General features: G+C 33.8%; 10 protein-coding genes. 8 read left to right on the forward strand and 2 right to left on the reverse strand.

Going from position 1 to position 15,208, the window contains the following annotated elements; all coding sequences use genetic code 11:
* Positions 1–11: 11 nt before the first annotated feature.
* Both ileS and JC605_RS06090 read left to right on the forward strand, forming a co-directional pair.
* A complete protein-coding gene (gene ileS / locus JC605_RS06085; RefSeq protein ID WP_198855336.1) occupies positions 12–3,413 on the forward strand; it encodes an isoleucine--tRNA ligase in 3,402 nt (1,133 codons plus the stop codon).
* Between the two features lie 6 nt (positions 3,414–3,419).
* Entirely contained in the window at positions 3,420–3,800 is a 381-nt protein-coding gene (locus JC605_RS06090) for a TraR/DksA C4-type zinc finger protein (RefSeq protein ID WP_008465297.1), read from the forward strand.
* Positions 3,801–4,053: 253 nt separating this feature from the next.
* Here JC605_RS06090 and JC605_RS06095 read toward each other — a convergent pair whose 3' ends face one another.
* Complete coding sequence (locus tag JC605_RS06095) at positions 4,054–4,434, reverse strand: hypothetical protein (RefSeq protein WP_111425195.1); 381 nt, start codon at positions 4,432–4,434, stop codon at positions 4,054–4,056.
* Positions 4,435–4,469: 35 nt separating this feature from the next.
* Complete coding sequence (locus JC605_RS06100; RefSeq protein ID WP_198855337.1) at positions 4,470–4,826, reverse strand: roadblock/LC7 domain-containing protein; 357 nt, start codon at positions 4,824–4,826, stop codon at positions 4,470–4,472.
* A gap of 181 nt (positions 4,827–5,007) precedes the next feature.
* Here JC605_RS06100 and JC605_RS06105 point away from each other — a divergent pair, with 181 nt between their 5' ends.
* The 6 genes from JC605_RS06105 (at position 5,008) to JC605_RS06130 (ending at position 14,861) form a co-directional block, all read left to right on the forward strand.
* On the forward strand, positions 5,008–5,223 hold the full coding sequence (locus tag JC605_RS06105) for a hypothetical protein (RefSeq protein WP_095928396.1): 216 nt from the start codon (positions 5,008–5,010) through the stop codon (positions 5,221–5,223).
* A gap of 119 nt (positions 5,224–5,342) precedes the next feature.
* Complete coding sequence (locus JC605_RS06110) at positions 5,343–5,939, forward strand: lipoprotein signal peptidase (RefSeq protein WP_198855338.1); 597 nt, start codon at positions 5,343–5,345, stop codon at positions 5,937–5,939.
* Positions 5,940–6,023: 84 nt separating this feature from the next.
* Complete coding sequence (locus JC605_RS06115) at positions 6,024–9,182, forward strand: exodeoxyribonuclease V subunit beta (RefSeq protein WP_198855339.1); 3,159 nt, start codon at positions 6,024–6,026, stop codon at positions 9,180–9,182.
* 82 nt (positions 9,183–9,264) lie between these two features.
* Positions 9,265–10,458, forward strand: coding sequence for a glycine C-acetyltransferase (gene kbl / locus JC605_RS06120; protein WP_198855340.1), 1,194 nt, complete (start codon positions 9,265–9,267; stop codon positions 10,456–10,458).
* A gap of 113 nt (positions 10,459–10,571) precedes the next feature.
* Positions 10,572–12,035 (forward strand): OmpA family protein, encoded by a 1,464-nt coding sequence (locus tag JC605_RS06125; protein WP_198855341.1) that lies wholly within the window; start codon positions 10,572–10,574, stop codon positions 12,033–12,035.
* Positions 12,036–12,098: 63 nt separating this feature from the next.
* Positions 12,099–14,861: a PD-(D/E)XK nuclease family protein gene (locus JC605_RS06130; protein WP_198855342.1), complete on the forward strand. Its 2,763-nt coding sequence runs from the start codon at positions 12,099–12,101 to the stop codon at positions 14,859–14,861.
* Positions 14,862–15,208 lie beyond the last annotated feature (347 nt).

Below are 15,208 nucleotides of genomic sequence, written 5' to 3' on the forward strand. Positions count from 1 at the left end.
AAAAGGATAAAATGAGTACAAAATTTACTGAATACAAAGGACTTGACTTGCCAACTGTAGCGTCTGAAGTTCTTGATTTTTGGAAGAAAGAAAATATATTTGAAAAGAGTGTGACAACTCGCGAAGGTGCTGAGCCTTTCGTATTTTTTGAAGGTCCGCCTTCAGCAAACGGATTACCTGGAATTCACCACGTAATGGCACGTGCGATTAAAGATATTTTTTGCAGATATAAAACTCAGAAAGGTTTTCAGGTTAAAAGAAAAGCTGGATGGGATACTCACGGTTTGCCTGTAGAATTGGGTACCGAAAAAGAATTAGGAATTACAAAAGAAGATATTGGCAAAACGATTTCGATCGAAGAATATAACGAAGCGTGTAAAAAAACCGTTATGCGTTATACCGACGTATGGAATGATTTGACCGAAAAAATGGGTTATTGGGTAGATATGGAAGATCCATATGTGACTTATAAGCCAAAATACATGGAATCGGTTTGGTGGCTTTTGAAACAAATCTATGATAAAGGTTTATTGTACAAAGGATACACAATTCAGCCATATTCTCCAAAAGCAGGAACAGGATTATCTTCTCACGAAGTAAATCAGCCTGGAGCTTACCGTGATGTAACTGATACTACAATTGTAGCACAGTTTAAAACGCTTCCAGAAACTTTGCCTTCATTCTTGCAAGGTTTTGGAGATATTCACATTTTAGCTTGGACGACAACTCCTTGGACATTGCCATCAAATACAGCTTTGACAGTTGGTCCAAAAATCGATTATGTTTTAGTTAAAACTTTCAATCAATATACTTTTGAGCCAATTAATGTTGTTTTGGCTAAAAACTTAGTTGGAAAACAATTCGGAAAAGGATTTTTCTTAAGTGAAGACGATGCTGATTTTGACAATGTGAAAAACGGTGACAAAAAACTTCCTTACAAAATTTTAACCGAAGCAAAAGGAGCGGATTTAGTAGAAATTCGTTACGAGCAATTATTGCCTTATGTACTGCCTTATGAAAATGCTGAAAACGCATTTAGAGTAATCGCAGGTGATTTTGTTACAACTGAAGATGGAACGGGAATTGTACATACAGCTCCGACTTTTGGTGCAGATGATGCTAAAGTGGCAAAAGAAGCAAAACCAGAAGTTCCGCCAATGTTGGTTTTAGACGAAAACGGAACTCCAGTTCCATTAGTAGATTTACAAGGAAAATTCACTTCACATTTAGGTGATTTAGCTGGTAAATACGTTAAAAACGAATATTACGATGCAGGACAAGCTCCAGAGAAATCTGTAGATGTTGAAATTGCGATTCGTTTAAAAGAAGAAAACAAAGCTTTTAAAGTTGAAAAATACGTGCACAGTTATCCACACAGCTGGAGAACAGACGAGCCGTTATTATACTATCCTCTAGATTCATGGTTCATCAAAGTAACCGATGTAAAAGATAGAATGTTCGACCTGAACGAAACTATCAATTGGAAACCTAAATCTACTGGTGAAGGACGTTTTGGAAATTGGCTTAAAAATGCTAATGATTGGAACTTATCTCGTTCTAGATATTGGGGTATTCCTTTGCCAATTTGGAGAACAGAAGATAAAACAGAAGAAGTTATTATCGGTTCTGTTGAAGAATTGTACAATGCAATCGAAAAATCGATCGAAGCAGGTTTCCAAAAAGAAAATCCGTTTAAAGGATTTGAAATCGGAAATATGTCTGAGGCAAATTACGATTTAATCGATTTACACAAAAACGTGGTTGATGGACTTACTTTAGTTTCGGCTTCAGGGAAACCAATGAAGCGTGAAAGTGATCTAATCGACGTTTGGTTTGATTCTGGAGCAATGCCTTATGCACAATGGCATTATCCTTTTGAAAACAAAGAAAAAATTGATGATAATAAAGATTTTCCAGCAAATTTTATTGCAGAAGGAGTAGATCAAACACGTGGATGGTTCTACACTTTGCATGCAATCGGAACTTTGGTTTTTGATAAAGTAGCATATAAAAACGTAGTTTCTAATGGTTTAGTTTTAGATAAAAATGGAATTAAAATGTCTAAGAGTAAAGGAAATACGATAGACCCATTTAAAACCATTGCAGAAAACGGTCCAGATGCTACACGTTGGTATATGATTATGAATGCAAATCCGTGGGATAACTTGAAGTTTGACCTTGAAGGAATTGCTGAGGTTAAACGTAAATTCTTCGGAACACTTTACAATACCTATTCATTCTTCTCGTTATATGCTAACATCGACGGATTTAAATACGAAGAAGCTGAAATTCCGTTAAACGAAAGACCAGAAATCGATCAGTGGATTATTTCTGAATTACATTCGTTAATCAAATTTGTTGACGAATGTTATGAAGATTACGAGCCAACAAAAGCGACAAGAGCCATTTCTGATTTCGTTCAGGAAAACTTAAGTAACTGGTACGTTCGTTTATGTCGTCGTCGTTTCTGGAAAGGAGAATACGCTAAAGATAAAATTGCAGCTTACCAAACGCTTTATACTTGTTTGCTTACCATTAGTAAATTAAGCGCTCCAGTTGCTCCATTTTTTATGGATAAATTATACAGAGATTTGATAGCTTCTACGGGAACCGAGGATTTTGCTAGTGTTCACTTGGCAGAATTCCCAAAATTTGTCGAAAACTTTGTTAATAAAACGTTGGAAAGCAAAATGCAGAAGGCGCAAACGATCTCATCTTTGGTGTTGTCACTACGTAAAAAAGAGATGATAAAAGTTCGTCAACCTTTGCAAAAGGTAATGATTCCAGTACTTGACGAGAATCAGCGTGCTGAAATCGAAGCGATTTCTGACCTTGTAAAAGCTGAGGTAAATGTTAAAGAAATTGAACTTTTAGATGATGCTTCAGGTATTTTGGTAAAACAAATTAAGCCTAATTTTAAGGCGCTTGGCCCACGTTTTGGTAAGGATATGGGGTTGATTTCCAAAGAGATACAAAGTTTTTCTGCGGATCAAATCAATCAGCTGGACAAGCAAGGGACGCTAGATATTGTTATTGCAGGAAATAGTGTAACTTTATCATTAGAAGATGTGGAAATTACATCGCAAGATATCGAAGGATGGTTGGTTGCTAATTCAAACGGAATAACAGTTGCGCTTGATATTACTCTTACCGAAGAATTAAAAAATGAAGGTATCGCTAGAGAATTAGTTAATAGAATACAAAACATTCGTAAAGACTCAGGATTTGAGGTTACGGATAAGATTAAAGTTCAAATAAAACGAGACGGTATTTTAGAAGATGCAGTTTCAAAAAATGAAGACTATATTAAGTCTGAAACATTAACAGACGAACTAGTTTTTGCTGACGTTTTAGAAAACGGCACAGAAATTGAGTTTGATGACATTAGAACCATTATATTAATTTCAAAATAGTAGAAAATGATAGATGAAATTATTAGATACTCAGATGCAGATTTAGCAGAGTTCAAAGAAATAATCCAAGCAAAAATTAAAAAAGCACAAGAAGATCTTGATTTGATCAAAAGTGCCTATATGAACGATTTGAATAACGGAACTGACGATACTTCTCCAACTTTTAAAGCTTTTGAAGAAGGAAGTGAGACCATGTCTAAAGAAGCAAACTCTCAGTTGGCTATCAGACAAGAGAAATTCATTCGTGACTTAAAAAATGCTTTATTCCGTGTGGAAAATAAAACTTACGGTATCTGCAAAGTAACAGGTAAATTAATTAGCAAAGAAAGGCTTAAAATCGTTCCTCATGCAACAATGAGTATCGAAGCTAAAAACTTGCAACGATAAGATTGCGTAGAAATATGTAATAAAAAAGCGCTCCTTTATGGAGCGCTTTTTTTGTTTAATGTTTAACTATGAGCTAGTTTACTAGTGAATTTGTACTTTGAAAGAAATTGTTTATAATTAATCAAAATAAAATTAAAAATGCGGTATTGATTTTTGTAAGAACAATTTCGTTTGTTTTACTTTCATTCATTATAAGCTATAAAAAAACCGTCTTGAATTAAGACGGTTTGTAATGGATAAAATTTAAGAAAAATTATGCTAGGTTTTTTTCAACGTCAGCTTTGTGTTTTCTTAAAATAGCTCTTGTCATACCCAGATTAGCTTTTGAAGCATCTGCGGCCAAGTAAATCATGAACTTTTTGTTTGGAGAAATGTCGATAATATGAATTTGATTAGAAAGTGTAATCAAAATATCTTCGATATCCTGGTTTAAGTTTAATGCTTTTACAGCACTTAGTTTAGCTTTTACAACCTCTAGGTTATAAGCTGCTGCAAGTTCAGGGTCAAAACTAGGGTCGATAGTTAAATTTCCAAAACTTAATCCAGATTCAATTTCAGTTACTGCTACAGCGATAAAGCCGTTCACGTTTGTTTTCATTTCATTTAAAAACACGTTTAAAAAATCATTACTCATAGTTCATTTGGGTTATTTGTTAATAGAATTTATTGTTATTTCAATAATGAATTTTTGCTTAATTCAGCAGAAACTTCTTCTGTAGAACGCATCAATAATGCAAGGTTGCTTCCTTCTCGAGAAAAAGCAACAATGAAATTGGAACCGCTTATTTTGTTTCCAACGATAACGCCTTCGGCGCTTTTTAAGTACAATTGTTTTAAAGAGCCTTTTTCTAAATCAAGTAAGAATTTTTCGCTCATAGATAAAATTGCTGCGCTCATTGCGGCGATACTATCTCCATAGTCTAAATTCAGTGAGGTAATGAGTTTGCCTTTTCCATTTAAAATTAAAGCTGCTGTAGATTTTGTGCTGACAAGAAAGTCATTTAGGGTAGTTGTGATTTCATTCATGATTTTGTAGGATTTTGGGATGAATGTTAAATTCAGTTCATTTGGAATTTGGATTTAAAAATTAATTGCTGTTTAACCTAAACAAGTGTTAATTTTTATTAACAAATATAAATTAAATTATGTATCATTGTAGTACCAAATCAGTAATAATTTAAATTATTTACTACAAAAAACTTACATTATGGCTAAAGTATTGAAATTCAAAGAAGTAAACTCTGATGTAGAGCGCAGAATGAAAGAATTTGAAAAACTGCGCGTTAAGTTTAAAGCTGATGTAAAAAAGGGAGAAGCTAAGAAGTTGGCGGCCGGAAAAGAAAGCAAGGGAATATTTAAATCTATTTCAGAATTTTTTTCCGACAGTCCAAAGACACCAGCTAAAGCTGCCGTAAAAAAGTAAACTTCATCAGGTTTAGATTAGCAGATAAACTTGTTTAGTTTGTTACAAAAGAATTAACGCTCCTTTAGGAGCGTTTTTTTTGATTAAATTGTTATTTTTGCCCATCAAAAAATTATAAAATGTCATTACGAAAAGCGTATTTCCTTATATTCTTAGTTTTAATTGTTGATCAGCTTTCTAAAATTTATGTCAAAACAAATTTTGTTTTAGGCGAAGAAGTTGTAATTGCTGATTGGTTTAGAATTCATTTTATTGAAAATGAAGGAATGGCTTGGGGTACAAAAATACCAGGTGAATACGGAAAACTAATCTTGACCGTTTTCAGAATCTTTGCTGTTGTTGGAATTGGATGGTGGCTTTCTGATTCAGTAAAAAAGCGTCATTCAAATTATCTGATAGCAGCTATTGCATTAATCTTCGCAGGAGCGGCTGGAAATATTATCGATTCTGTTTTCTACGGAGTTATTTTTGATGACAGCACACATAACTTAGCAACTATTTTTTCTCCAACTCCATATGGTACGTGGTTTCATGGTTTGGTTGTAGATATGTTTTACTTTCCTATTTGGGAAGGTGAGCTTCCAAGTTGGTTGCCAATATTTGGAGGAAAACATTTTGCATTCTTCAATGCAATTTTTAATATTGCCGATGTGGCAATTTCTACTGGTGTAGGTATACTTTTGGTTTTCAACAAAAGAGCTTTTCCAAAACACTAATTTTATCGATTTCTCAATTTTATTTGATTTTTTAATTAATACTGCGCTAGAAGTGCTATTTTTACGATATAAAAAATCAAAACCATGCAAAGTCCGTCTTTTTCTATTTATGATGCTTCTGCAGGATCAGGAAAGACGTATACTTTGGTTAAAGAATATTTAAAGATTATTCTTTCTTCTCCAAAAAACGATGCATATCGAAATATTTTAGCAATTACTTTTACCAACAAAGCGGTTCATGAAATGAAAAGCCGTATTGTTGGGAATTTGTCTGAATTTGCAAAAGACGATCCGTCTCCGAAAGCGGCTGATTTGATGGAAGATTTGTCACGCGATACTGGGCTTTCAATCATTAAAATTAAAACCAAATCGCAGCAGATCATTAAGCACTTAATTCATAATTATGCGGCTTTTGATATTTCTACCATTGATAAATTTACCCATAAAGTTATTCGTGCTTTTGCGCACGATTTAAATCTTCCGATGACTTTTGAAGTTACTCTGGATACCGAAAATTTATTGGTTGAGGCTGTTGATGCAATTATTGCTCAAGCAGGAGAAGACGAAACATTGACCAAATTGCTTATCGATTTTACAATGGAAAAAACCGATGATGACAAAAGTTGGGATGTTTCTCGAGAAATTCTCGACACAGGAAGATTGGTTTTGAATGAAAATAATAGAAATGAAATTTTGCATTTTCAAGATAAAACAATCGGAGAGTTTGTTGAAATTAAAAAGAAAATGCAGGCGCTTTGCAAAGAACTGGAAGAAAAAAATGAAGGTCTTGCAACGAAAGCAATTGAATTAATTGATAAAAACGGAATTGACCCAAAATCATTTTCAAGAGGAACTTTTCCAAATCATTTGGAAAGTATTCGAAGCGGAAAATTCAATCCAAAAAATAAAACCTTTCATGAGTTTGATGATATTGCAATTAACAAAACGGCAAAAGACCGAGCGTTAATCGAAAATATTATTCCAGAATTGCTTCAGATATTAAAAGAGGTTTATCAAAATTTCGAAAAAAGAGATTTTTATAAGGCTTTCTTAAAAAACATAACTCCGCTTTCTTTACTGAATACGGTGAGTAATGAACTTGCTAAAATTCAGTCGGAACAAAATGTTTTATCGATTTCAGAATTCAATGCGATTATTCATCGCGAAATTCAGAATCAGCCAGCGCCTTTTATCTATGAACGTTTAGGTGAGCGTTATCGCAATTTCTTTATTGATGAATTTCAAGATACATCAGAAATGCAATGGCAGAACTTGATTCCGCTTATTGATAATTCACTTTCTGGTTTGGATGATTATGGTAACAAAGGAACTTTGATGATTGTTGGAGATCCGAAACAGTCAATTTATCGTTGGCGCGGAGGAAAAGCAGAACAGTTTATCGAGTTAAGTAAAGAAGAAGTCGCTTTTTTTCATCACGAAAAAAAAGTGAAGCATTTAGATACCAATTATAGAAGTTATAGTGAGGTTATTGAATTTAATAATGCTTTCTTCCAATTAATTTCGGCTGAATTTACAAATGCAGATTATAAGGATTTATACGAAAATCACAGCTTCCAAAATACGAATTCGAAAAAAGGGGGGTATGTGAATATTTCTTTTCTTCCAATTGCCGAGAAAAATGAATTTATAGATGACGAAGAAGTTGTAGAGAAATCAGATTTGTATGTCTTAGCAACTTTAAATACGATCAGAGAAGTCGTTAAGCAGGGTTTTGAATATAAAGATATTGTAATCTTGACGAGAAAAAGAGATCAAGGAATTGCGGTTGCAAATTATTTGACCGAGCAAGGCGTTCCGCTTCTTTCTTCAGAAACTTTAATGATTCAGAATGCATCAGAAGTTCGTTTTATAATTCATCTTCTTCGGTATTTAAATAATAGCGCCGACTTAGAGTCGAAAGCTAACTTTTTGCATTTCCTTTCTTCAACAAAAGACTTGTCTATGCCGGTTCATGATTTCATTGCATTGGGAATGAATCATAGATTTGAAAAAGAATTTGAAGAATGGCTTGTGACTTTTGATGTTTCTTTTTCTTTTGAAGATGTTCGGAAGAAATCTTTATATGAGGCTGTTGAAATCATTATTTCTAAATTTATTCTTCTGTCTGAAGGAAATGCTTATGTGCAGTTTTTTCTGGATATTGTTTTAGAAAGAGATATTCGGAATCAATCTGGAGTTGCAGACTTTTTGATTTTCTGGGATAAAAATTCGGATAAATTTAGCATTCCGTCTCCAGAAGGAAATAATGCAGTTCGTATTATGACGATTCATAAATCTAAAGGATTAGAGTTTCCGGTTGTAATTATGCCTTTTGCAGATGAAGATTATAACCGAAAGCCAAAAGATAAGTTGTGGCTCGATACTGAAGAAATAGATTTAGGAGTTCCAAAAGCTTTGGTTGATAATAGCAGTGCGGTTGAAAGTTTTGGAGAAAGTGCCTCGGCAGTTTTTAATTTGAAAAAACAAGAAGAGCTTTTAGATAATATAAATGTGTTGTATGTGGCGCTAACGCGTGCCGAAGAACAATTATATGTGATTTCTCAATCATTAAAAGCTAAAAGTGATGGCGAATATCCGAACAACATGGCTTCTTTTTTTATTAAATTTTTGATTCATGAAGGGGTTTACGAGGAAGAAAAATTGAGTTATGAATTTGGAAATGAAACTAGGCTATCAAAAATCACGAGAACAGTCGATACAGTTAAATCGATTCCTGTTGTCAGGGAAGTTTTAAATCCGAAAAATATTAAAATTGCACAACGCGAAGCTTTAATGTGGGGAACGCATCAGCAGGAAGCTATTTCGTACGGAAATATTGTTCATGAAATTTTGGCTTTTGTTAAAGATAAAACAGATGTTGATTTGGCGGTAACTAAAGCTATTGAAAACGGTTTGATAACTTACGATCAAGTAGATCAAGTATTGCAAACTTTGAGAGAAATTGTGAATCATCCAGAACTAAATGTTTGTTTTGATGGAAAAGATACGGTTTTGAATGAGCAGACGATTGTTCAGAAAGAAGGGAGAATTTTAAAGCCAGATCGAGTTGTCTTTTTAGAAAATAAACAAGCCTATTTGTTAGATTATAAAACAGGTGCTGTAAATGCAAAATATCAACAGCAGATTCAGGAATATCAAGATGCAATTGAAGATTTGGGATATGCAGTTTTGAAAAAGGCTTTGGTATACATTGGGACAGAAATTGAGGTGGTAAATTTGTGAAAAAATTAATCAGATGTTAAAGAAAAAGCGAAGCTGAATTTTGGTTAAGCTGTTAATATTTAACGTTTTAAATAAATAAAAAATGTACGGTAAAATAAAAGAACATCTGCAAAAAGAATTGCAGACAATTGAAGAAAATGGAATCTTTAAAAAGGAGCGTATTATTACTTCTCCTCAAGGTGCAGAAATCACAATTTCAACAGGAGAAACAGTGTTGAACTTTTGTGCTAATAATTATTTAGGACTTTCATCGCATCCAGAAGTGGTGCAAGCAGCAAAAGATGCAATGGATACGCATGGTTTCGGAATGTCGTCTGTTCGATTTATTTGTGGCACACAAGATATTCATAAAACATTAGAGAAAAAGATTGCTGATTTTTATGGTACAGAAGATACTATATTATATGCCGCAGCCTTTGATGCAAACGGAGGTGTTTTTGAGCCTTTGTTGGGAGAGAATGATGCAATTATTTCAGATAGCTTAAATCACGCTTCTATTATAGATGGTGTTCGTTTATGTAAAGCTGCTAGATATCGTTATGAAAATAATAATATGGAAGACTTGGAGCAGCAGTTGATAAAAGCAAACGAAGCTGGAGCTCGTTTTAAATTGATTGTTACTGACGGAGTTTTTTCTATGGACGGATTAGTAGCGCCACTAGACAAAATTTGTGATCTTGCTGATAAATACGATGCAATGGTAATGGTGGATGAATGTCATGCCGCTGGTTTTATTGGGGCAACTGGAAAAGGAACTCTCGAAGCAAAAGGAGTAATGGGAAGGGTAGATATTATAACAGGGACTCTTGGAAAAGCTTTAGGTGGAGCAATGGGAGGATATACTACTGCGAAAAAAGAAATTATTGAGTTATTACGTCAGAGATCTCGACCTTACTTGTTTTCAAATTCATTGGCTCCGGCTATTGTTGGCGCTTCGATAAAAGTATTTGAATTATTGGAAAGAGACACAACACTTCGTGATAAATTAGAATGGAATACCAACTATTTTAAAGAAGGAATGAAAAAAGCAGGCTTCGATATTATTGATGGAGATTCTGCAATTGTTCCAGTTATGTTATACGATGCAAAATTATCTCAGACAATGGCAAACGAACTTTTGAAACAAGGAATTTATGTTATTGGATTTTTCTTTCCAGTGGTTCCGAAAGATAAGGCTAGAATACGAGTACAGCTATCTGCGGCGCATGAAAAAGAACATTTGGACAAAGCTATAAATGCCTTCACAGTTGTCGGTAAAATGTTAAAAGTTATATAATTACCACTTCTGTTAAATTTTTGTAGGTTTTTTTTAACATTTCATTTTGTATTTAAAAAATTTGGTGTTACTTTTGCTTGTAATTAACTAAATTGTAATTAAAAAAATTAAGTATGAAACATCTTAACAAACTTTTAGTTGCTGTATTGATGGCGATGGGTTTAAATGCTCACGCGCAAGACAGTAACAATCCATGGGCGATCTCTTTCGGAGTTAATGCTGTGGATACTAGAACAAGTTCAGGTGCTGGTAGTGGATTTTTCGATCAGCACTTCTCTCAGCCATTCGCTGTAAAAGACAACTGGAACATTTTACCTTCTTTATCTTACATTGGTGTGTCTAGATATGTAGGTAGTGGTTTCTCAGTTGGTTTACAAGGATCTGTAAACAAAATTGATAAATATGTTACTTTCGATCCAACTGCTGCAGGGCATGATGGTAGAGGTAATGTTGTTACTAATCCTGGTGACTTAATGTACTACGGAATTGATGCTACTATCAAATATAGCTTCCAAGAATTAATCAAATCTAAAGTGATTGATCCTTCGTTATCTGTTGGTGGTGGTTATACTTTCTTCGGAGATAGTAGCTATGGAACTGTTAACCCAGGTGCTGGTGTTACTTTCTGGTTTACTGATGCTATTGGTCTTGAGTTAGCTACAAGATACAAATGGGCTGTTAGTGGTGATAGACAAGATGCTTCTGGAACTCCAGATGCTCCATCTCACTTCCAACACACTGCAGGTTTAGTTTTCAAATTCGGAGGTAAAGATACTGACGGAGACGGAATCTACGACAAAGACGATGCTTGTCCAGATGTTGCTGGTTTAAAACAATTCAACGGATGTCCTGATACTGACGGTGACGGAATCGTTGATGCTTCTGACGCTTGTCCAGATGTATTTGGTTTAGCTGCATTAAACGGATGTCCTGATACAGACGGAGACGGAATTGCTGATAAAGATGACGCTTGTCCAGATGTTGCTGGTTTAGCTGCTTTAAAAGGTTGTCCTGATACTGACGGTGACGGAATCGCTGATAAAGACGATAAATGTCCTACAGTTGCTGGTCCTAAAGAAAACGGTGGTTGCCCATTCTTAGATGCTGATAAAGACGGTGTTGCTGATAAAGATGATGACTGTCCTACAGTTCCAGGTCCTGCAAGTAACAGAGGATGTCCAGAAGTAACTTCTGCTGCATTAGAAGATCTTAAAGTTCAAGCTAGAGCAATCTACTTCAACTCAGGAAAAGCTACTTTCAAAACTGGTGACAAAGAAACTCCAGCTAGATTAGATGCTATTAAAGAAATCCTTAAAAACTATCCAAACGCGAAATTCTCTATCGAAGGACACACAGATAGTACAGGTTCTGCTAAAGTTAACCAAAAACTTTCTGAAGATAGAGCTAACGCTGTATTAAACGCTTTAGTTGAAAGAGGTGTTAACCCAGAAAACTTAGAAGCTAAAGGATTTGGTTCTAGCCAACCAGTTGCAAGTAACAAAACTGCTGCAGGTAAAGCACAAAACAGAAGAACTGAAATTAGACACATTGGTTCTAAATACCAAGGTAAACTATAATTAGTTTTCTAAATAAACATGAAAAGCCATTCTTAATTGAATGGCTTTTTTTATTTTTATCCTATGGTAAATACTTCTTTTCTTCAAAAAATTGCCTCTGTTGTAATTCAGGACTTTGCAGAGAAACTCTCTGAAATAACAATAATACTTCCGAATAAAAGAGCAAAAGTTTTTTTGATTGAAGCTCTTAAAAAAGAGACTTCGAAGACTATTATTGCTCCAGAGATTACAAGTATTGAAGATTTTGTTCAAGATGTAGCTTCAATACGTTCAGTTGATTCGATAGAGCTGTTGTTTGAGTTTTACGAAGTTTATTTATCAATTACAGAACAGAAGCATCAGCAATCTTTTGAGCTGTTTGCAAATTGGGCAAAGACCCTTTTGCAAGATTTTAATGAAATTGATCGCTATCTTTTAGATCCATCGCATGTTCTGTCATATTTAAAAGATATTGAAGATATAAAAAGGTGGGGGCTAGAAGTAGATCAAAAAACAAAACTTCTTGAAAATTATATTGATTTTTGGAAGTTACTTCCTTTATACTACGAATCACTGTACAACCATTTGTTGTTTAAGTCAATTGGATATCAAGGTTTGATTTACAGAGAAGCGGTAAATAATCTCAATCATTTTTCGAACACTATTGGAAAACGTACTTTTATTTTTGCGGGTTTCAATGCTTTAAATGCAGCAGAAGAAAAAATCGTACAGCATCTATTAGCTTTAGATCAAGCCAGAATTTATTGGGATGCTGATCAAGCTTTTCTTAATGATCCATATCATGATGCTGGACTTTTTTTGAGACGTTTTAAAGAAAGTTGGAAACATTATAAGTCAAATATTTTTGAATGGATTGTGGATGATTTTTCACAGTCAAAAAATATTCAAGTTATCGGAACTCCAAAAACAATTGGGCAAGCAAAATTAGCGGGTAGTATTATCGAAAATTTAATTGATCAAAATCCAGAAGCTTCGTTAGATAAAGTTGCCGTTGTGCTTGGTGAAGAGAATTTATTGGTTCCTGTTTTGTATTCGCTTCCTTCATCTGTTGGAGCTTTAAACATTACAATGGGATATTCTGGAAAGAACAATCCGTCGCAGATTTTTGTTGCCAAATTATTTAAAATGCATACCAATGCCCTTTCTCGAAAAGGTGGCAGTTATGTTTTTTACTATAAAGATGTACTTGATATTTTAACTCATCCGTTGGTTGAGCCTTATGCAAATGCGCATAGATTAGTAAGAATTATTAAAGAAAACAATTATACTTTTATTACTCATCAGAAAATTTTAGAACTTCATCCTGAGCCTTCGAGTTTCTTTGATTTGTTGTTTGAAAAATGGATAAATGGTTCTGTTGCGGTTTTAAAAAACATTTCTGCTTTATTAATTGCAATTAAAGATCATTTTAGTAATGATAACGAAGAAGAAAAAATTGCGAAAGCTTTTGTTTACGGAGTTTTTAAAGTAATTAATAAACTTATAAATTACTATTCTAAACATCATCATATTGATAATATTGATACGCTTCATTCGATTTATAAGCAAATTATAGATTTGGCCGAAGTGTCTTTTGAAGGTGAACCGTTGCGTGGTTTGCAGATTATGGGGGTTTTAGAAAGCCGTGTTTTGGACTTTGAGACGGTAATTATAACTTCTATGAATGAAGGTAAATTTCCAGCTGGAAAATCGCAGAATTCATTTATTCCTTATGATGTAAAGAGAGAGCTTGGGCTTCCAACTTTTAAAGAAAAAGATGCGATTTATACCTATCACTTTTATCATTTATTGCAAAGGGCTAAAAATATCTATTTGATTTATAATACAGAAAATGACGGATTGGATGCAGGAGAGCGTAGCCGTTTTATAACGCAATTAGAAGTCGAAAAGAAATCACAACATAATATTACGTTTGATATTTATAATCCGGATCTCCCAAATACGGCTTATGAGCCTATTTCTGTTCCAAAGTCTGATTTGGTGATGGAGCGTTTGAAAGAAATTGCTGTTAATGGGTTTTCTCCGTCGGCTTTGACTAGTTATATTAGGAATCCAATTGAGTTTTATTTTCAGAAGATATTAAGAATTCGTGAAGTTGAAGAAGTTGAAGAAAACATTGCGTTGAATACTTTAGGGACTATTATTCATGAGACTTTAAAAGCATTGTATGAACCTTTTATTGGGAAGTTTATTTCTGAGAATGATCTTTCAAATTGCTTTAAGTTGCTGGATGACGAAGTTCTTAAGCAATTTAAGTTGGTTTATAAAGAAGGAGAAATCAAGAAAGGACGTAATCTTTTGGCTTTTGAAGTGGCAAAACGAAACGTCTCTAATTTCTTGAAAATGGAATTGGAATCGGTTAAAAATAATGAAGCGATTCAGATTGTCGCTTTAGAGCAAACTTTTGAACGTGAGTTTGTCCATCCAAAATTGCCATTTCCTGTTTTAATTAAAGGAAATGTCGACCGTATAGAGCGTCGAGATGGCAAAATTCGAATTATTGATTATAAGACTGGAAAAGTAGAAAAGGCTAGCGTTGTGTTGAAAACTTGGAACGGATTGACGCAGGAGATTAAAAACGATAAAATTATTCAGGTTTTGGCTTATGCTTTCATGTTTGAGAAAGAAGCGGGCGGACTTCCGATAGAAGTTGGAATTATTTCATTCAAAAACCTCAAATCGGGATTTTTGCCTTTTGGCTTTAAAGAAGAAAAAGATCTAGATGTCATAGTGACGCCTCAAATCTTAAACTCTTATCTGGAAGAAATAGCCAATTTGTTAGCGGAGATTTTTGATATTAATATCCCTTTTGAAGAAAAAATATAAGTCTGCTTTTTGTAAAATGCAATATTTTGAAATCAGTTAATTTTACAAGTTATTTTTTTGATGTAATTGGTTTATTTTGAGTGGTGTTCCTTTTTGTGTGCTTTTTTTAATGAGGCGATAAACAAAAGTGGAAGTTGATATTTGTTTATTATGTTTAAATTTCTTTAAAATCAAAAAGCTAGAAAGTGGTATTTTGAAAGAAAGAGTGTTTTTGGGGATAAGGTGGATAATTTTTTAATCAATTAAAACGTAAGTTTTTTGAGCGATTTTTTATTGATTTGTCTTTAAAAAGGAATGGAATTCCAACGAATTAAATTAAAGAAAATTCTTATTGAAAAGATATGGTT

It is taken from the genome of Flavobacterium sp. IB48, from assembly GCF_016405855.1.
GTDB lineage: Bacteria > Bacteroidota > Bacteroidia > Flavobacteriales > Flavobacteriaceae > Flavobacterium > Flavobacterium ginsengisoli.

What these genes read in the sequence shown, in the direction of transcription:
- ileS (WP_198855336.1), top strand. Translation starts at nt 12, where the DNA reads ATGAGTACAAAATTTACTGAATACAAAGGACTTGACTTGCCAACTGTA.
- JC605_RS06090 (WP_008465297.1), top strand. Translation starts at nt 3,420, where the DNA reads ATGATAGATGAAATTATTAGATACTCAGATGCAGATTTAGCAGAGTTC.
- JC605_RS06095 (WP_111425195.1), bottom strand. Translation starts at nt 4,434, where the DNA reads ATGAGTAATGATTTTTTAAACGTGTTTTTAAATGAAATGAAAACAAAC.
- JC605_RS06100 (WP_198855337.1), bottom strand. Translation starts at nt 4,826, where the DNA reads ATGAATGAAATCACAACTACCCTAAATGACTTTCTTGTCAGCACAAAA.
- JC605_RS06105 (WP_095928396.1), top strand. Translation starts at nt 5,008, where the DNA reads ATGGCTAAAGTATTGAAATTCAAAGAAGTAAACTCTGATGTAGAGCGC.
- JC605_RS06110 (WP_198855338.1), top strand. Translation starts at nt 5,343, where the DNA reads ATGTCATTACGAAAAGCGTATTTCCTTATATTCTTAGTTTTAATTGTT.
- JC605_RS06115 (WP_198855339.1), top strand. Translation starts at nt 6,024, where the DNA reads ATGCAAAGTCCGTCTTTTTCTATTTATGATGCTTCTGCAGGATCAGGA.
- kbl (WP_198855340.1), top strand. Translation starts at nt 9,265, where the DNA reads ATGTACGGTAAAATAAAAGAACATCTGCAAAAAGAATTGCAGACAATT.
- JC605_RS06125 (WP_198855341.1), top strand. Translation starts at nt 10,572, where the DNA reads ATGAAACATCTTAACAAACTTTTAGTTGCTGTATTGATGGCGATGGGT.
- JC605_RS06130 (WP_198855342.1), top strand. Translation starts at nt 12,099, where the DNA reads ATGGTAAATACTTCTTTTCTTCAAAAAATTGCCTCTGTTGTAATTCAG.